The organism is uncultured Gelidibacter sp. (assembly GCF_947500795.1).
Taxonomy (GTDB): Bacteria; Bacteroidota; Bacteroidia; order Flavobacteriales; family Flavobacteriaceae; genus Gelidibacter.
The window spans coordinates 493,037-512,788 of sequence record NZ_CANMTE010000001.1; the positions used below are offsets into that span (position 1 = coordinate 493,037).

Below are 19,752 nucleotides of genomic sequence, written 5' to 3' on the forward strand. Positions count from 1 at the left end.
CTAAATTGTAATCGGTGAATAGCATTTATGAAATCGCGATGGTATTTCATAGTTTTTAGAAATACTATTAAGGATAACAATCGCGATACAGTACGTACTATTGAAACGAATAAGAAACACGTATGAAAAAAAACATCCAGGTATTTGATAACGTATTACAACTTATTGGTAATACACCCCTTATCAAATTAAGCAAAATGACGGCTAACTATGAAGGCGAATTTTACGCTAAAGTAGAAGCATTTAATCCAGGTCATTCTTCAAAAGATCGTATTGCACTACATATTATAGAGGAAGCTGAAAGGCAAGGCATTTTAACTCCAGGAGATACCATTATTGAAACTACTTCAGGTAATACAGGTTTTAGTATTGCTATGGTGAGTATCGTTAAAGGTTATAAATGTATTCTTGCAGTAAGTTCTAAATCTTCTCCGGATAAAATTGACATGCTAAAATCAATGGGAGCACAAGTTTATGTGTGTCCTGCTCACGTTAGCGCTGATGATCCGAGATCGTATTATGAAGTTGCAAAACGTTTACACCAAGAAACTAAAGGATCAATTTATATCAATCAGTATTTTAATCAGTTAAATATTGATGCTCATTATAGTAGTACAGGTCCTGAAATTTGGGAACAAACAGAAGGCCAAATCACGCATTTAATCGCTTGTAGTGGTACAGGAGGAACAATCTCCGGAACCGCTAAATACTTGAAAGAGCAAAACCCAAAAATAAAAGTGATAGGTGTTGATGCTTATGGCTCGGTTCTGAAAAAATATCATGAAACGCGTGAGTTTGATCACAATGAGATTTATCCATATAGAATTGAAGGTTTGGGGAAAAATTTGATTCCTACAGCTACAGATTTTGATATGATTGACGAGTTTGTGAAAGTAACAGATGAGGAAAGTGCACATACAGCACGTGAAATCTCCCGTACTGAAGGTTTATTTGTAGGGTATACGAGCGGCGCAGCAATGCAAGCTATTAAACAACTTCAGGAAGAAGGCGAATTTAAAGCCGGAGACAAGGTAGTTGTGATTTTTCCAGACCATGGATCGCGTTACATGAGCAAGGTTTATAGTGATAAATGGATGGAAGAGCAAGGCTTTTTTGATAGTAAGAAAGCGGCTGCATTGGAATCTATACAATACGTTAAGTAATTGAATATCTATAACTTAATCCTGTAACAATCCCATTTGTTATAGGGTTTTTTATGGATTGAAATGTTATAAACAGCGGTTTATAACTAAATTATGCTATGAAAAGTAATTTAGTTAATTTTGCGCGAACTAATTAGACTAATTGAAGATGATGACGTCAAAGTGCTTTAACCCATATAAAGGTTGAAAAACTTGGCTGCTTATGTCCGAATAATACTAATATTACATGAAAGACTTATTTGATAAAATTTACAGAGATAAAGGCCCTCTAGGTAAATGGGCTTCACAAGCTGAAGGCTATTTTGTATTTCCAAAATTGGAAGGTCAGATCTCTAACCGTATGAAATTCCGTGGTAAAGATGTTATTACTTGGAGTATCAATGATTACTTAGGATTGGCAAACCATCCTGAAGTCAGGAAAACGGATGCTCAAGCTGGTGCAGATTATGGTTCAGCGTACCCAATGGGCGCGCGAATGATGTCTGGTCATACAGATCTTCACGAAGTCTTACAGAAGGAATTGGCAGAATTTGTTAATAAGGAAGCAGCATATCTTTTAAATTTTGGTTACCAAGGAATGGTGTCTACAATTGATGCGTTGGTATCTAAAGATGATATTATTGTTTATGACGTAGATGCTCACGCATGTATTATTGACGGTGTGCGTTTACATATGGGGAAACGTTTTACTTATAAGCACAATGATGTTGAAAGTTTAGAGAAAAACTTAGACCGTGCTACTAAAATGGCAGAACAAACAGGTGGAGGAATTCTTGTAATTTCTGAAGGTGTGTTTGGAATGCGTGGTGAACAAGGTCGTTTAAGAGAAATTGTTGCACTTAAAGAAAAATATAACTTCCGCTTTTTAGTGGATGATGCTCACGGTTTTGGTACGCTTGGTAAAACAGGTGCTGGTGCAGGTGAGGAGCAAGGTGTTCAAGATGGTATTGATGTGTATTTTGCAACCTTTGCAAAATCGTTGGCTAGTACTGGTGCATTTATTGCAGCAGACCAAGAAATCATCGATTACTTAAAATACAACTTACGTTCACAAATGTTCGCGAAATCACTACAAATGCAATTGGTAGTTGGAGCGCGTAAACGTTTGGAAATGTTGAAAACCATGCCGGAATTGAAAGCTAAGCTTTGGGAAAACACAAACGCTTTACAATCTGGACTTAAATCTCGTGGTTTCGATATTGGTACAACACAAAGTTGTGTGACGCCAGTATATTTAAAAGGAAGTATTCCTGAAGCAATGGCTTTAGTGAAGGATTTACGTGAAAATCACGGAATTTTCTGTTCTATTGTTGTGTATCCAGTGATTCCTAAAGGATTGATCTTACTGAGAATGATTCCAACAGCAACACATACTTTAGTTGATATTAATGAAACTTTAGATGCGTTTGAATCTATCAGAACGCGTTTAGAAAATGGTACTTATAAAAGATTATCCGCTTCTGTAGCAGCTGCGATGGGTGAGTAATTCATAAGATCCAATAACATAAAATAAAAAATCCCAATATCATATTGGGATTTTTTTTGTTTTATAAAGCGATTAAATGAATGGTGCTTTTTTTGGAAACCATCCGATTTATAATTCGCATTTGATTATTCAATGGGCTTTCTAACCGTCTTTCTTCTTTTAAAAACTTCAGGGTTGAAATGCTTCCAAATTTGATGGATCGCTAAATTGTCTTCCAATTCTGGAGTTCTGATACAGTTTTCAATTCCTTTTTCAGTAAACACCTTGTAGTATTCATTGAAAATAACAGCTGTAACCCCTTTGTTTTGGTATTCCGGCTGAATCCCTATCAAATAGAATACAACTTCCTTACTGTGCTTCTTAGCATGAAGGATATGGGTGAAACCGAATGGAAATAACTTTCCTTTAGTTTTTTGTAACGCTTTTGCAAACGAAGGCATGACAATAGCAAATGCTACTAATTCATCATTTTTATCAACAACAAATTTGATATACTCAGGATTGACAAAACTGATAAACTTTTTCTTGAAATACTCTTTTTGAATATCCGTAATGGCAACAAATGAAGATAAAGAGGCGTAAGATTTATTGAAAAGATCAAACATCTTGTCAACATAAGGCATAACTTCCTCTGTTTTAGTAAATCCTAAAGCCTTTAGTTCATAACGTCTTTTAATCAGTTCTTGGGCCTTATGAAACTGCTCAATTTTCACATTTGAAAATGGGAAGCGGCTTTCAGAATATAATTTTTCATCCTTATACCCTAATTCTTTAAAATGGTCTACATAATAAGGATAGTTGTACCAGGTAATCATATTGCCCATATGTTCATAGCCTTCGGTCATGACACCAACTTTGTCTAAATTTGAAAATCCTACAGGGCCTTCAACATATTCTAAGTTATTTGCCTTACCAATCTCATGGACTTTCTCTAAAAGAGCTTTGGTCACTTCAATATCATCAATCACATCGAACCAACCGAAACGCATTTTTCTTTGGTTCTGATTTTTCACTTCCAACCAATTGATAATAGCTGCAACTCTTCCAACAATGTTATTGTTTTTATACGCTAAAAAGAACGTCGCTTCAGCATCATTAAAGATTGGGTTTTTCTTCTTGTTAAAAGTTTCCAGTTCCTGTTTAATGATAGGAGGCACCCACTGTGATGAGTCTTTATAAAGTTCAAAAGGGAATTTAACAAAAGCCTTTAATTCCTTTGGGGAACTTACTTGTTTAATTGTAATCATAAAGTGGTCTTAAAAATTGCCGTTACTGTTAAAGTCAGTTTCTTTTTTTCTTTGGATATCGCGTTCTTGCATTCTTAGTTCATCTCTAGCAGGGATGCCGTTGTCAATTTCCTTGTCCTTATGAAAATCAAAGCGGTAGGACATTCCGAAATTCACTCCAAGAACAGATGGCGTGTCTTTTGTATTAAACGTTAAAGCGGTATCCAACTGAAAATTCTTATTCCAAAGGTAAGCACCTCCAAAACGGAATAATTCATCGGCATAAAAGTCGCTGATAATACCTTGCGCCTCCCCGAAAACTGCCCATTTTGGGTTGAATGAATGCGTTAAGGTGAAGATATATTGATAATCTGATTGGTCTGTTCCAATTCTATCGGCAATTAAATTGATAACAAAAACCCATCCACCCACAAAATTATTTTGCGAAATTAAGGCAACTTTCGGGCTGAATCCTTCAATTCCTGGAGCTGTATAAGGATTGTCTTTTGTATCAAAATTGGCACCAGCGTAAATAGCCACTGCTGGTATTAATGATTTCCATTTAAACTGTCGGTTGGCTTTCCAACTGTATAAATTTGGTTTTTCTTCTCCTGCTTTTCGGTACGGATCATAAATCATGTATTTCGCACCAATTGTCAAATTTTTGAAATTACCACGATCATATTCGGTTGGGGTGCCTGAGGAATTATAAGTTTGGGTATCGTTTTGATAGGTGCCCTGGATGTTCAATTCCAATTCTTCAAAAAGCAATCCGTAACGTGCTGCAAAATCGGCTCCAAACCCTGAAACCTCATAATTTAAAAGCGAATGCTCTTCCTTAAGAAGATAAGGGCCAGCCTCAAATTGAAGGACATTAGTGCCAACTGAAAAGGCGCTTTGTGAAACGCCGGGCCTGTTGGAATTGATGACTTCAGTATATTGAGCTACTGCGAAATTGGTGAACGTGAAAATTAAAAATATTAAGGATATTTTGATGGATTTCATTTTCGAATCGATTAGGCTCAAAACTACATATTTTTTTTGATTTTGAATTGCTTTTAATCGATGGAAAGGAGGATTGTTTTAACATATAAATTTTTGTCACAAGTGAGCAAACTCCACCAAACAGCGGTATTTTATATTTTTTTTAAGTATTTAAAACGGATTATAAAGGCGAAGAATCGTACTTTTGGAGAAAAATTATTTGACTATGCAAATGGCGTCCTTCACGGGTTTTTTAAGAACCATTTTGATTATTTTATTGGTTTGGTATGGCGTTAAGATTCTTATGAGACTTTTCGCTCCGTATTTTGTGCGCTATATGTCCAAGAAAGTAGAAGAGCGTTTTGGTGGTCAGTTTCAGCAACAGCAGCAGGACAGAAATCGTCCTAAAGAAGGTGAGACCGTTATTGACAAAATACCTGAGCAACGCCGAACTTCTGATAAAAAAGTAGGGGAGTACGTGGATTACGAAGAAATTGATTAATTTTCCGCAATCAAACAATCGCAATACTTCATGGCTTCGTCACTAAAAAGATTCCTACCACATTTCTTAATAATTATTGGTTTTATCGCACTGTCACTGGCTTATTTTAGCCCGGTTTTGAGTGGGAAGCAAATATTCCAGAGTGACATCATGCAGTATATTGGAATGTCTAAGCAGCAAACCGATTTTAGAGCTGCCACTGGCGAAGAAACCTATTGGACCAACAGTGCATTTGGAGGCATGCCTACATATCAATTAGGAGCCAAATATCCGCACAATTACATAAAAAAATTAGATTCGGTTTTACGTTTTCTACCAAGGCCGGCAGATTACTTGTTTTTATACTTCATCGGCTTTTATATTCTATTACTAACGCTAAAAGTCAATTATAAATTGGCTGCACTGGGCGCATTGGCCTTTGGGTTTTCTACTTATCTTATTATCATTCTTGGCGTTGGACACAACAGTAAAGCACATGCTATTGCCTATATGCCTTTGGTATTAAGTGGGATATTACTGGTCTTTCAAAAAAAATATATTTTCGGGTTTTTATTGACTACTGTTGCGATGGCGCTTGAACTTGGTGCTAATCATTATCAAATGACCTATTATTTATTGTTGTTGGTACTGATAATGGGAGCGGTCTATTTATTTGATGCCTATAAAAAGAACCTATTGCCTCACTTCTTTAAATCGGTGGGCATTATGTTTATAGCGGTTGTTCTTGCCATTGGCATGAACGCCACAAATATTTTGGCAACTCAGGAGTATGTAAAAGAAAGTACCCGTGGCAAAAGCGAATTGACCATCAATCCGGATGGCACTCCTAAAGAAATAACCTCTGGGTTGGACAAAGAGTACATTACAGAGTATAGTTATGGCTTTTTAGAAACTTTCAATCTTTTTATTCCAAGACTTTTGGGTGGTGGTAACGGAGAAGATGTTGGTAAGGATTCTGAAATGTATAAGTTTTATACGGGAATTGGTGCAAGTCCGGTAGAGGCTATGCGCGAAGTGAAACACACACCAACGTATTGGGGAGACCAACCAATTGTAGAAGCACCTGCCTATGTTGGCGCCGTGGTATTATTCCTTTTTGTATTTGCACTTATTGTTGTAAAAGGCCGTTTAAAATGGTGGCTCGTTGGTGGTACCATTGTGTCTTTATTATTGTCTTATGGGAAGAACCTCGGCTTTTTAACAGACTTCTTTATTGATTATGTGCCGATGTACGATAAGTTCAGGGCTGTAAGTTCTATTCAGGTCATTTTGGAGCTTTGTATTCCTGTGTTGGCAATATTTGGATTAGTGCATCTGTTCAATGATTTTGAAAAGAATGAAGGCAAGTTGAAGGCGTTAAAGATTGCTGCTGGAATTTCTGGAGGACTTGCTATTTTATTCTTACTGTTTAAGGGCTCCTTCGACTTTGTAGGCGTTAATGATGGGTATTTTAGACAGGCTTATGGCGAATATGGACAGAGCTTTGTAGACGCCTTAAAAGCGGATAGAAAGTCAATGTATACTACAGATACATTGCGGACCTTAATGTTGGTATTGCTTTCTGCTGGTGGTATTTGGTTGTATTTACAAAAGAAGTTATCTCAAAATGCATTAGTTGTTGTATTTGCAGTACTCATACTTTTTGATTTGGTCAATGTTGATAGGCGTTATGTTAACAATGAGAATTTTGTATCGGCACTTCAGGTGAGCAAACCTTATCAGGCCAATGCTGCAGATTTGGAAATCCTAAAGGATGATGGCCATTTTAGGGTGTTTGATGTGGCTTCAAGTGGGGCTCGAGCATCTTATTTCCACAATTCGCTTAGTGGTTATCATGCCGCAAAATTAGGTCGCTATAATGAGTTATTTAATTTCTATATCGCTAAAAATAATATCAATGTATTGAATATGCTCAATACGAAATACATTATTGCTGATGATGAACAAGGCGGAATTTTTCCTTATGAAAATGAGGACGCCAATGGCAATGCTTGGTTTATTTCTGAGATAGAAAAAGTGAATTCTGCTAATGCAGAAATGACTGCTTTAGAAAATTTAGATACTAAAATTAAGGCTGTAACTACGCAAGATTTGGCTGCTGCTAAATTCAAGATAGATTCAACTGCAACACTATCATTATCAGAATATAAACCGAATTACTTAAAGTATAGCTCTAACAATAGTAACGATGGATTTGCAGTGTTTTCTGAGATCTATTATGGCGATGGTTGGAACGCATATGTAGATGGAAAGTTGCAACCACATTACCGAGTCAACTACGTGTTACGCGGAATGCCAATTCCGAAAGGACAGCACACCATCGAATTTAAATTTGAACCGCAGGTTGTTAAAACTGGAAGTACAATTGCCTTAGCGAGTAGTGCATTGGTTGGACTGTTAATTTTGGTTGGGATTGTATATATGCGAAAGCAGATTCGTGAGAAAGGTGACACCATCTCATAAATAGGCCCTTTAGAATTTATAAACGATAATTATATCAAAAGATTCCCGCCTTCGTTGGAATAAAGATTATGCCAAAAAAAGCACTTATCATTACGTATTATTGGCCCCCAGCAGGTGGGCCTGGAGTGCAGCGTTGGTTGAAATTCGTAAAATATCTTCCTGATTTCGGCATACATCCAATAGTATATATTCCGGAAAACCCTAGTTATCCTTTATTGGATCAAACCTTGTTGGATGACATCCCAAAAGAGGTCACTATTCTAAAACAACCCATAACCGAGCCCTATAGATTAGCAGAGATCTTTTCAAAACAAGCTTCGAAAACCATTAGTTCTGGTGTCATTCCCAAAGAGAAGAAACAAACGGCTATTCAGAAATTAATGCTCTATGTGCGTGGTAATTATTTTATTCCAGATGCCAGAAAAGAATGGGTAAAACCTTCCGTGAGCTATTTATCTTACTACATTAAAGAACATCAAATTGAAACAGTAATCACGACCGGTCCGCCGCATAGTTTACATTTAATTGGCTTACAACTTAAAGCGCGGTTAGGGATAAAATGGATTGCCGATTTTAGAGATCCGTGGACCACAATTGGTTATCATAAAAAATTAAAACTCAGTGCAAGTGCCGCTAAAAAACATGAGCATATGGAAAAGCAGGTGCTCACTACCGCTGATCATATAATTGTTACTAGTGGGAATACCAAAACGGAATTTGCAGCAAAATCAAACCGGCCTGTCACCGTAATTACCAATGGTTATGATTACCAACAACTCCCTAAGACAGAAAAAGACCAAAGGTTTTCTGTAGCGCACATTGGATCCTTATTGTCTGAACGTAATCCAAAAGCATTGTGGAAAGTTTTAGGTGAACTCATTCAGGAACACGACCATTTTAAAGATACCTTTATTCTAAAATTAATCGGTGTGGTAAGTGACGATGTGCTTAATACAATCCGACAATTCATACCGGAAAATAATATTGATATTGTGGGCTATGTCACTCATAAGGAAGCTTTAGTGCATCAAAGACAATCTCAATTGTTATTATTGATTGAAATAGATTCCGAAGATACCAAAGCCATTATTCCTGGAAAATTGTTCGAATATATGGTGGCTGAAACTCCTATAGTTGCGGTAGGTCCGCCAGATTCTGATGTTGAAGGTATTATAAAGTCTACAAATACAGGTCGATATTTTGGTTATCACTCAGAGCCGGAATTAAAAGCCCATCTTTTATCTTGTTACGAAGCTTATAAAAATTCAACCCTCGCCACGCACCCGATAGGTTTGCAGCAATACAGCAGAAAGGCCTTAACCCAAAAATTGGCAGAACTCATCTGACACTTGTCTTGCAACTCAAAATTCTTATCTTCGGGTTTTAATATTCTATGGGAATAGTCACCAACCAATCTTTTAAGAATACCATCACCACGTATTTAGGGTTTGCCATTGGCGCTTTGAATACTTTGTATTTGTATGCGTTCTTTATTTCTGATGTGCACTATGGCTTGATTTCCTTTATGTTATCTACCGCTACTATCATGATGCCTTTAATGGCTTTTGGTGTGCACAATACCATTGTAAAATTCTATTCCACATTTAAAACCAAGAACTCACTCAATAGTTTCTTAACACTGATGCTGTTTTTGCCCTTAGCCCTTATCATTCCTACGGGGTTAATTGGTGCGCTGGCTTATGAAAACATCGCTAGTTTATTGTCGCAAAAGAACCCAATTATTGGCGATTATGTGTGGTATATATATTTTGCCGCCATAGTTATGGCTTATTTTGAGGTGTTTTTTGCATGGGCAAAAACCCAAATGCAAACTGTTTTTGGGAATTTTTTAAAAGAAGTCTTCCATCGCATAGGTATTATGGTGCTGCTTTTTTGTGTCTATTTTGAATGGATCTCGGTGGACACCTTTATAGCTGGAGTAATTGGGGTATATGCCTTACGCATGTTGATTATGATGTTCTATGCGTTTAGTATCCGTTTACCTGTTTTTAGGTTCAACAGAATTGATAAGTTAAGCTCAATTTTAAAATATACGTTTCTAATCATTATTGCTGGCTCTATCGCAACTGTCATTTTAGATATTGACAGTTTTATGTTGGGAATGTATATTCCTATTGAAAAGGTAGCCTATTATGGCGTTGCTATTTACATCGCTACAGTAATTGTTGTGCCTTCAAGATCCATGCAGCAAATCCTTCAGCCGTTAACGGCAAAATACCTCAATGAGAAAAATAAAGTGGCTTTGGAAGATTTGTATGTAAGGAGCTCGCAGACTTTATTTATTATTGGTGGACTTATTTTCTTGCTGATTATATTGAATATCAATTCACTTTATGAAACGATTCCAGCTCAGTTCAGCGGTGGATTAATTGTGGTGTTTTTGGTGAGTTTAGCCAAGCTATATGACTGTTTAATGGGGTGTAATAACGTGGTACTGTTTAATAGTGATTATTACAGAGTAGTGTTGCTATTTGGTGTTATCTTGACCATCCTTACCGTGGTTCTCAACATGATATTTATTCCGAAGTATGGCATCAACGGATCGGCATTTGCGACCTTCTTGGCCGTCTCAGTATACAACTCCATTAAAATCTATTTCGTAAAACGGAAATTCAATATGATGCCTTTCACCATGGACACAGGAAAAGTGGTGCTCGTGTTAATTGTAATGATTGGACTGTTCTATTTCTGGGAATTCCCATTTCATCCATTGGTAAATATTGCTTTAAAATCGGGTTTAATTGCGATAGTGTATATCGTTGTGATTTTAAAAATGGAGGTGTCAGATGATATTAGCGCGCTGATTCGGAAGTATTTGAAATTGAAATAGGAGTGAAGATCAGATATGTTGGATTTCAGTTAATATCAATCCCTCCATTTCGGTAGGTATAAAAAAAGGAAAATCCCGCAAGGTGCTTTGAGGCATACTACTTGCAGGACATTCCCACTAACCAACCAATTATTTTATAGAGAGTTAATTATCTCTACCTTGCGTAGATCTTGACCTAGTGTTAGACGCTTGTCTGTCCATTTTGGTGTTTGCTCTACTGTTGTTTTGCCTTGCACGGGTATTTCTACTAGTGCTTTCTGCTTTATTATATGTACGCGACGGCGCTGCGTTTGGTTTTCTTTCAACCGATTTTTTTTGTTCTACTCTCGTGTTTGCAGGTCTAGAAGGAGCAGATGCTGTGTTCTGTCTTCTGCTGTCTCTTCCTACTGCACCTTTACTTGTGTTTTCATTTCTAGGGGCACGAGCTGCATTTCTGCTATCCGCACTTCTTTCGCCAGACCTTGAAACATTCGTATTGGCAGGACGTTCATTGCCTCTTGTTGCCTGCACATTACGTTGGCCTTGTGTTCTACCTGATGTTTCTCTGTTCATAGTTCTTGGCGCACTTGCATTACCTCTCGAACTCTCAACACTTCTTTGTGAACTTTGAGAACGTGTTGCCGAACTGTTTACTCTCGCATTGCTTCCTCGTGAAGATGACGCATTACTTCTATGAGACACAGCATCTTGTCTGTAACGATCACTGATGCGGGAATTAGTAGCAACTGCATTTCTTCTGCCAGAACTGTTAGAATATTGACGTGGTTGCGGCGTATATCTTACAGGTGTTCTATAGTTATTTGCGTATGGTCTGTAATAATGGTGTCTTATAGGTTTGTAATGTTGTCTATAAGGTTTTACGTAAACTACACGGTATTCACGCGCAGGTACGACATAATAATTATGCCATGGACGGTGTACATACACACGGTTATAGACGTTGATATACCCGGAATAGTGCGTAAATCTATGGTGACGGTCATAAAACACCTGTAAGCCACCTACACGACTCACATAGCCGTTATGATTATAATGGATATTAACATTTCCTGCTTGTGTTATACGTCCGTAGTAATCATAGTAAATTGGAACATTTTCAATTTGTATGATGGCACCATAGTCGTCATATTGCAGATAAGGGCTATAGTCGTAACCATTATTGAAACTAAATGACACGTTTGGTGTGTTTATAGTAACATGAGTATTAGGACCATAATTTGGAGCATAGAAGTCAAATTGACCATCTGGGAACACAGAAAATTCAATACCACCTTCAGTGAAAATAAAGGAATTGCCATACCCTTTTTTACCCTTAGGGTGTTTTTTACTGTATGAATTATCTTTAGCTGTTGTGGTGGTTGTTGCGTTTACTGACATCCCAATAAGGAACATTGCAGTAAAAAGTAAAGCTAACTTTTTCATGAATGTTTGTTTTTAAGTATTTATACGCTATAGGCAACACAAACAATGTGCCAAAAACTTTAAGATAATATTATGATATTGGATTACAGGCAGTTATGTGTTTGAAGACTGGTTATAAAGAGGGATATTAAAGCGTCAAGCGCCTAATATTTGAATTAAAAAAGACAAAATTCAGGTGTGATTTTGTGATTTTATTAAGTATCTATAATAAAGTCAAGTGATGGTCCACATTCACATAGCCCTTAAAACATTGGCAGACAAACTTGATAAAAAGGCTTTTAGAAGTGTTTACTCTAATACTTCATGAAATTGCGTTCTGTAAACCGTAATGAAACCTAAATACTATAAAATCATTCTTATTAACCTGTTTTTATCAATTATGCGAACGTCTCTTCGTGAACCCGGTTTTAAATGCTTATCTTTTCCGATTTAACAATAAAGTCTATATATTTAGGCTATTTTAATTATTTATATGGATTTTACAAATCCCCTGGTATATGGGGTTCCTTTCTTTTTAGGGTTGATTTTATTAGAGCTCACCTACAGCAAAACACATAATCACAAAGAATTATACAAATGGAAAGATCTCGTCTCTAGTCTCGGCATGGGCGTAGGTTCAGCAGTTATAGCGCCACTTGTTAAAACTGTTACGGTCATTCTTCTATTTAATTTAGTGTATGACTTTTTCAATCCCTTGGTAGATGGTGTTCGCACCAATATTATGGGATATGAATCATTTGGATATGCTTGGTATATTTGGGTTTTATGTATGTTGTGCGATGATTTCTCCTATTATTGGTTTCACCGACAGAATCATATGGTAAGGTTCTTTTGGGCTGCACACATTGTACATCATTCGTCCGATAATTTTAATTTAGGTACTGCCGTAAGAAACGGTTGGTTTACCATATTCTATAAACCTTTATTTTATGTCTGGATTGTAGCCATTGGTTTTCCTCCAGAAATGCTCGTAGTATGTTTAGGTATTGAGGCGCTTTGGCAGTTTCAATTGCATACGGTATTTGTTCCGAAATTGGGCTTTCTCGATAAATTTCTGAACACCCACACTATGCATCAGGTGCATCACGCCTGTAACCTTGAGTATATGGATAAAAATCATGGTGGGATTTTAAATGTTTTCGACCGAATTTTTGGAACGTGGAAACCTCTGGACGAAAGCATCGATATCACGTATGGCGTTACTAAACCACCTGAATCCTATAATTTATGGGTGATTTTGACGCACGAATATACCGATATTTGGAACGACATGAAGAAGTCAAAAAATCTTTATCATAAGTTTATGTACGTTTTTGGACCTCCAGGCTGGAGTCATGATGGGAGTACAAAAACTGTAAAGCAGATCAGGCAAGAGATGGCCATGTAACAAGACCTTCAAGAGGAACCGGAATCTGAAGTTTTGGTGTCTCGTACCCAGTTGTGAATTTTCTGTAGGAATCCCTGCCTGTCAAAGATGGGATTAGGCATTTTTCACTACATTTAGAGCTCTAATAGAAACGTATGTCGAGATCTTTAACGGAATGTAAAAATTGTTTACAACGGTTTAAGAGTCATTATCCTTACTGTCCATACTGCGGACAAAAATCAGGTCATCAATTAACTTTAGGTGTTCTATTCAATAATACATTAAGCAATTATTTTTCAGTAGACGCGCGATTCTTTAAGAGCTTCATTCCCTTAATGATTAAGCCAGGATATCTTGCAGAGCAATTTGTGCAAGGCCGACGCTTGCTATACTTGCATCCTGCGCAGATGTATTTGTTTATCTCCATCGTGTTTTTCTTCTTGTTTTCTTTTATCAGTCGAAACCAGGTAGAATATATTGATAGTGAAATCAAGAAAGATATTGAACGTAGTCATCGTTATAAAGATTCAATTAATAAGAGTGTTGAAGCGAATAAAAACTTCACGTTGATGAGTGATGATTCATTAACTGCCTTAACACAAGCGCCTAAAACGGATAGTATAATTCAACCGAAAAAGAAAAAAAGCAGTGGCGGATTTTTCGATAGTTTTAATGAAATGGAAATAGATTCCATGCTAAGAGCTGGAACCTCTGACGAAGTCATTTACAGAAAAATGGGGATGACGGCGGACGATGGTTTTATTACAAAACGGGCTTATAAACAAGCGCTTAAGTTCTTTAAAAGTAAAAGTGGAGGCTCCATTCTAAATGCCTTTACGGACAGTATCCCTTTGGCAATGTTTATTTTACTGCCAATTTTCGCGCTGATTTTAAAAGTCTTTTATTATAAAAAGGGGAGGTTTGCGCATCACTTGGTCTTCAGTTTCTACTTTTTTGCGTTTATTTTTGCGATGCTCACGCTCATTGTCATTGCCAATTTAATATGGGCTGATTTCCCAGGCGGGATTGTGACGTTAATGATGCTATCTATTTTTATTTACTTGATTATAGGCGTAAAACGATTTTATAATCAAGGATGGTTTTTGAGTTTTGTTAAAACCACCATGATCACTTTTGTGTTTTTATCGTTCGTTTTACCTTTGGCCATCGTTATAATGGGATTGATGGCGTTCTTATTCTATTGATAAACTGTTTATTGTTATAGTTTTTCCTTCAAATATTTACCAATCACTGATTTTTTGTTTTTCACCAATTCTTCCGGCGTGCCTACAGCAATCACTTTTCCACCTCTTTCTCCGCCTTCCGGACCTAAATCAATAATGTAATCAGCACATTTGATTAATTCGAGATTGTGTTCAATCACTATGATGGAATGTCCTTGTCCGATTAATGCTTGAAAGGATTTCAAAAGTTTTTTGATGTCATGAAAATGAAGTCCTGTGGTAGGTTCATCAAAAATAAATAAGGCATTATCGCTTTTTGATCCTTTTCCGAGAAAAGTTGCCAATTTAATACGTTGTGCTTCACCACCAGAAAGTGTAGAGGAGCTTTGTCCTAAGGTCACATAGCCTAAACCAACATCTTGTAAAGGCTGTAATTTGCTTTGTATTCTAGTCTCCTGGTGTTCTTCAAAAAACGCAATGGCATCATCAATAGTCATGCTCAACACATCATCTATGTTTTTGCCTTCAAAAGTTACTTCTAAAACTTCTTTTTTGAAACGCTTACCATTACAAGCTTCACATGTTAAATGTACATCGGCCATAAATTGCATTTCGATGGTAACTTCACCATCTCCTTTACATGTTTCGCAGCGGCCACCATCCACATTAAAACTAAAATGTTTAGCCTGATAATTTCTGATTTTACTCAGTTTTTGACTCGCAAAAAGAGCTCTAATATCGTCATAAGCCTTCACGTAAGTAACAGGATTGGATCGTGAAGAACGACCAATTGGATTTTGATCAACAAACTCAATATGTTTGATGTTTTTATAATTGCCTTTCAATTCAGAAAATTGTCCTGGCTTATCACCAAAACCGGTTAATTCTTTCTGAATGGCCGGAAATAGAATTTTTTTAACCAATGTACTTTTTCCACTTCCAGAAACGCCAGTTATAACGGTCAGCATCTCTAAAGGAAGCGTAACATCAACATTTTGTAAATTATGTTCTCTTGCTCCAACAATATCAATATGATATTTGGATGTGCGTCGCTTTTTTGGTACTTCTATCTTGAGTTTGCCGTTTAAGTATTTTGCAGTTAAAGACTCAGATTTCAGAATATCATCATAGGTGCCTGCAGCAACAACTTCACCACCAAGCGTTCCAGCTTCGGGTCCAATATCGATAATTTCATCGGCCGCCTGCATAATATCTTCATCATGTTCTACCACTATAACAGTGTTTCCTAAATCGCGTAAGGCTTTAAGAACCATAATCAGTTTTTCGGTGTCTTTTGGATGCAGGCCGATACTTGGTTCATCCAAAATATACATAGAGCCTACTAAACTACTGCCTAATGAAGTTGCCAGATTAATACGCTGACTTTCACCGCCCGATAACGTATTGGACTTTCTGTTAAGCGTTAAATAATCGAGTCCCACATTAGATAAAAACTCGAGCCTGTTGGAAATTTCCTTTAATAGGCGCTTGGCAATGGTGGTATCATGTTCATTCAGCTCAAGGTTCTTAAAAAATACAATCAGTTTATCTAAAGGTAAGGTTACCAAATCGGTAATTGTAACACCTCCAACTTTTACATAATTGGCTTCCGGTCTCAAGCGTTTTCCATGGCATTTGCTGCATTTAGTTTTGCCTCTGTAACGCGAAAGCATCACCCGATTCTGGATTTTATAAGCCTTCGATTCCAATTCTGCAAAGAAACTGTTCAAGCCTTCAAAATGAGAATTGCCTTCCCAAATTAATTCTTTTTGAGCATCTGTTAATTGGAAATACGGTTTATGGATAGGGAAATCAAATTTATGGGAACTGTTGACCAGTTGATCTTTATACCAGCTCATGCTTTCACCACGCCAAGGGAAAATGGCGTTTTCATAAACTGATAATGCCGTATTTGGGATGACCAAATCTTCATCAATTCCAATAACATCTCCATAACCTTCACATTTGGGACATGCACCATAAGGATTGTTGAAACTGAACAAATGCACATTAGGTTCCAAAAACGTCATCCCGTCTAACTCAAACTTATTATTGAATTCGGTTTGTTTGTTATTGGAAAGCGACTCTATAATAGTGGTGCCTTTCCCTTCAAAAAAAGCAGTTTCAATAGCGTCTGCCAAGCGGTTGTAAAAATCTTCCTCATGTTTCACAACAATCCTGTCAACCACTAAAAAGACTTCTTTTTTAAGATCTTTTTCTAAAGCATCTTCAATACGCAACACTTCATTCTTGTACTGTACGCGGGCATAACCTTGTTGCTGAAGCACCTTTAGTTTATCAACCATTGTACGGCCTTCTTCTAAAGAAATAGGAGCGAGGAGCAGTAATTTTTCGCCATCCTCAAAAGATTTCACCAAATTGAGAACATCAGCAGTAGTATGTTTTTTTACTAATTCCCCAGAAATAGGAGAGTAGGTCTTGCCAATTCTGGCGAACAATAATTTTAAATAATCGTAGATTTCAGTAGTAGTTCCAACCGTAGATCTCGGGTTGGTGGAATTGACCTTTTGCTCTATCGCAATTGCTGGAGCAATCCCTTTAATGTAATCTACCTTTGGTTTGTTAAGTCGCCCTAAAAACTGACGCGCATAACTGGACAAGCTTTCAACATAGCGCCGTTGTCCTTCAGCATATAAGGTATCAAATGCCAAACTCGACTTTCCTGAACCTGACAGCCCAGTTATCACCACCAATTTATTACGAGGAATCACCACATCCATGTTCTTCAGATTGTGGAGATTGGCCCCTTTAATAATGATGTTTTGCTTCGGATTTACTTCGGAAAGATTAACGTACATAGTCATTTTGGCATATAAGAATGCAAAGATACTACTTCTAAATCAGTCATAAAATAAAGTTATTGTGCAATAAATTGTTAAAGTTTCAGTTGTTTTTTTGTTTTTTTGATTTGAATATTGTTATATTTGACGCCATACATCCAAATAAAACAGACGCCTATACCATACAATTACTTTATATAGATTAACCCCAAGCAAGGAAATTTCCTGGCATTTAAAGTAATTATTATGGAACTCGAACTTATCACAGACGCTGTTTTAGTGAACAATTATATCAAGGGAGAAGAGAATGCGCTCTCAGTATTGATCACCAGGCACAAGCAAAAAATTTATAGTTTTATCTACTCTAAAGTTTACGATAGAGATATCACTGAAGATATTTTTCAGGATACGTTTATCAAGGTCATCAAAACCCTTAAACTAGGAAAATACAATGAAGAAGGTAAGTTTTTACCTTGGGTGATGCGTATTGCGCACAACTTGGTAATTGACCACTTCAGAAAAAGCAACCGTATGCCTAAATTCGACAATACTGGGGAATTTAGCATTTTTTCTGTGTTGAGCGATGCTTCATTAGATGCGGAAAAAGGAATGATTAAAGAGCAGATTGAATCTGATTTAAGACGCTTAATTCAGGAATTGCCAGAAGATCAAAAGGATGTGCTTGTGATGCGCATGTACAACGACATGAGTTTTAAGGAAATATCAGAAAAAACAGGTGTGAGCATCAACACAGCATTAGGGAGAATGCGCTATGCTTTAATCAATTTGAGAAAAGTTATTGAGGAGAAAAACATAATTTTGACAAATTAGTTATACTAAAGTTAAATTTGCTGCGTTTATAGGTTTATAATCAAACAAACTCTCCTATAATGGCAAAACTTTACTCTGAGTGTCCCCAAAAAAACAACAACCTGAATCCAAAAGAAGAAACTGTTGATTTTCTTTTGAATTATTCTAAGGCTTTAACTGTTATACATTGTAATAAATGGAAGTTTGAAGCACTTCTAAACTAAGATTTAAAAAGTCCCGAGAATTAGCTTAACGGGACTTTTTTTATGCGCCATAAATGCGATATTCTTAGAGTTTGCTTAGAAGATTATAGGATGAATTTTGGATTCTTTTTATAATAGTCTTTAATAACACTTGCTCTCCCAATTGTTTTGGTGATGATGTCTTTTTCTAAATCCCAGCCACGCGCCGGAGAATATTCCCTTCCATACCAAATAATTTGAAGGTGTAAGTCATTCCATAATTCTTTCGGGAAAAGGCGTTTGGCATCCCGTTCTGTTTGCACCACATTTTTCCCGTTTGTAAAATTCCAACGGTACATTAGTCTGTGAATATGCGTATCTACAGGAAAAGCAGGAATACCGAAAGCCTGAGACAGTACCACAGCTGCCGTTTTATGTCCTACAGCTGGAAGTTCTTCCAACGCTTCGTATGTTTTAGGTACTTCACCATTGTGCTTGTCAATAAGGATATGGGATAAGCCATGAATCCCTTTGCTCTTCATCGGGGAAAGACCAACAGGTTTTATAATTTCACGTATTTCTTCAACCGAAAGCTTAATCATGTCATACGGATTATCAGCTTTTTCGAAAAGGAGTGGTGTAATCTGATTCACCCGAACATCTGTACTTTGTGCGGATAACAATACGGCGATTAAAAGGGTATAAAGATCTTTATGGTCTAAAGGTACAGGGATTGTTGGATACAGTTGCTTTAACGTATTTATAACAAAATCTACCTTTTCTTGTTTGGTCATAAGTTGTATTTTTACAAATATCAAATTTAAAACAGTTATGACCAAATTAAAAGCAGGAGACAAGGCGCCAAATTTTTCGGCAAAAGATGAACAAGGAAATACGATTTCGTTATCAGATTATAAAGGGAAGAAATTAGTCGTTTTTTTCTATCCAAAAGCTAATACGCCAACCTGTACAACCGAGGCATGTAACCTAAGAGATCATTACAAGGAATTAAAAGAGCAGGGATATGAAATTTTGGGTGTGAGTGCTGACAGCCAAAAAAGGCAATCCAATTTTAAAGAGAAATACGATTTTCCTTATCCTCTGTTGGCAGATGAAGACAAAGAGGTTATTAAAGCGTTTGATGTGTGGGGAGAAAAGAAATTTATGGGACGCACCTTTGATGGAATTCACCGTGTCACCTTTGTAATTGATGAAAATGGCATTATAGAAAAAGTGATTGATAAAGTAAAGGCCAAAATACATACAGAACAGATTTTGGCGGAATAAGTAGTCATATAGAATCATAAAAAAA

Annotated in this window: 15 protein-coding genes; 10 read left to right on the forward strand and 5 right to left on the reverse strand. The window is 36.8% G+C overall.

Going from position 1 to position 19,752, the window contains the following annotated elements; translation table 11 throughout:
* Positions 1-122: 122 nt before the first annotated feature.
* Positions 123-1,163 carry a cysteine synthase family protein gene (locus Q0947_RS02175; RefSeq protein WP_299390791.1) on the forward strand — a complete coding sequence of 347 codons (1,041 nt, stop codon included), beginning with the start codon at positions 123-125 and terminating at the stop codon, positions 1,161-1,163.
* Positions 1,164-1,389: 226 nt separating this feature from the next.
* The gene (locus tag Q0947_RS02180) at positions 1,390-2,649 is read left to right on the forward strand and encodes an aminotransferase class I/II-fold pyridoxal phosphate-dependent enzyme (RefSeq protein WP_299390794.1); all 1,260 of its coding nucleotides are present in this window, start codon (positions 1,390-1,392) and stop codon (positions 2,647-2,649) included.
* Between the two features lie 125 nt (positions 2,650-2,774).
* Here Q0947_RS02180 and Q0947_RS02185 read toward each other — a convergent pair whose 3' ends face one another.
* Both Q0947_RS02185 and Q0947_RS02190 read right to left on the reverse strand, forming a co-directional pair.
* A complete protein-coding gene (locus Q0947_RS02185; protein WP_299390796.1) occupies positions 2,775-3,896 on the reverse strand; it encodes a GTP cyclohydrolase in 1,122 nt (373 codons plus the stop codon).
* Between the two features lie 9 nt (positions 3,897-3,905).
* Positions 3,906-4,880, reverse strand: coding sequence for a transporter (locus tag Q0947_RS02190; RefSeq protein ID WP_299390798.1), 975 nt, complete (start codon positions 4,878-4,880; stop codon positions 3,906-3,908).
* Between the two features lie 211 nt (positions 4,881-5,091).
* Between Q0947_RS02190 and Q0947_RS02195 the strand changes: the two genes are divergently transcribed.
* The 4 genes from Q0947_RS02195 to Q0947_RS02210 all read left to right on the forward strand — a co-directional run bounded on the left by Q0947_RS02195 (position 5,092) and on the right by Q0947_RS02210 (position 10,675).
* Positions 5,092-5,361 (forward strand): DUF4834 family protein, encoded by a 270-nt coding sequence (locus Q0947_RS02195; protein WP_366915484.1) that lies wholly within the window; start codon positions 5,092-5,094, stop codon positions 5,359-5,361.
* Positions 5,362-5,391: 30 nt separating this feature from the next.
* Positions 5,392-7,824 (forward strand): YfhO family protein, encoded by a 2,433-nt coding sequence (locus Q0947_RS02200; protein ID WP_299390801.1) that lies wholly within the window; start codon positions 5,392-5,394, stop codon positions 7,822-7,824.
* Positions 7,825-7,892: 68 nt separating this feature from the next.
* The gene (locus Q0947_RS02205) at positions 7,893-9,170 is read left to right on the forward strand and encodes a glycosyltransferase family 4 protein (protein ID WP_299390803.1); all 1,278 of its coding nucleotides are present in this window, start codon (positions 7,893-7,895) and stop codon (positions 9,168-9,170) included.
* A 47-nt stretch (positions 9,171-9,217) separates the two neighbouring features.
* Positions 9,218-10,675: an oligosaccharide flippase family protein gene (locus Q0947_RS02210; RefSeq protein ID WP_299390805.1), complete on the forward strand. Its 1,458-nt coding sequence runs from the start codon at positions 9,218-9,220 to the stop codon at positions 10,673-10,675.
* Between the two features lie 144 nt (positions 10,676-10,819).
* Here Q0947_RS02210 and Q0947_RS02215 read toward each other — a convergent pair whose 3' ends face one another.
* The gene (locus Q0947_RS02215) at positions 10,820-12,097 is read right to left on the reverse strand and encodes a hypothetical protein (RefSeq protein WP_299390807.1); all 1,278 of its coding nucleotides are present in this window, start codon (positions 12,095-12,097) and stop codon (positions 10,820-10,822) included.
* Between the two features lie 472 nt (positions 12,098-12,569).
* On the opposite strand from Q0947_RS02215, the gene Q0947_RS02220 reads away from it, so the two are divergent.
* Positions 12,570-13,484 (forward strand): sterol desaturase family protein, encoded by a 915-nt coding sequence (locus Q0947_RS02220; protein ID WP_299390809.1) that lies wholly within the window; start codon positions 12,570-12,572, stop codon positions 13,482-13,484.
* Between the two features lie 134 nt (positions 13,485-13,618).
* A complete protein-coding gene (locus Q0947_RS02225; protein WP_299390811.1) occupies positions 13,619-14,668 on the forward strand; it encodes a DUF3667 domain-containing protein in 1,050 nt (349 codons plus the stop codon).
* 14 nt (positions 14,669-14,682) lie between these two features.
* On the opposite strand, the gene uvrA is transcribed toward Q0947_RS02225, so the two are convergent.
* Positions 14,683-17,466, reverse strand: a complete 2,784-nt coding sequence (gene uvrA, locus Q0947_RS02230; RefSeq protein ID WP_299390814.1) for an excinuclease ABC subunit UvrA — start codon at positions 17,464-17,466, stop codon at positions 14,683-14,685.
* A 228-nt stretch (positions 17,467-17,694) separates the two neighbouring features.
* Here uvrA and Q0947_RS02235 point away from each other — a divergent pair, with 228 nt between their 5' ends.
* Complete coding sequence (locus Q0947_RS02235) at positions 17,695-18,279, forward strand: sigma-70 family RNA polymerase sigma factor (protein WP_299390817.1); 585 nt, start codon at positions 17,695-17,697, stop codon at positions 18,277-18,279.
* 286 nt (positions 18,280-18,565) lie between these two features.
* On the opposite strand, the gene nth is transcribed toward Q0947_RS02235, so the two are convergent.
* Positions 18,566-19,234, reverse strand: coding sequence for an endonuclease III (gene nth / locus Q0947_RS02240; RefSeq protein ID WP_299390819.1), 669 nt, complete (start codon positions 19,232-19,234; stop codon positions 18,566-18,568).
* A gap of 37 nt (positions 19,235-19,271) precedes the next feature.
* Between nth and bcp the strand changes: the two genes are divergently transcribed.
* Entirely contained in the window at positions 19,272-19,727 is a 456-nt protein-coding gene (gene bcp / locus Q0947_RS02245; RefSeq protein WP_299390821.1) for a thioredoxin-dependent thiol peroxidase, read from the forward strand.
* Positions 19,728-19,752: the final 25 nt, after the last annotated feature.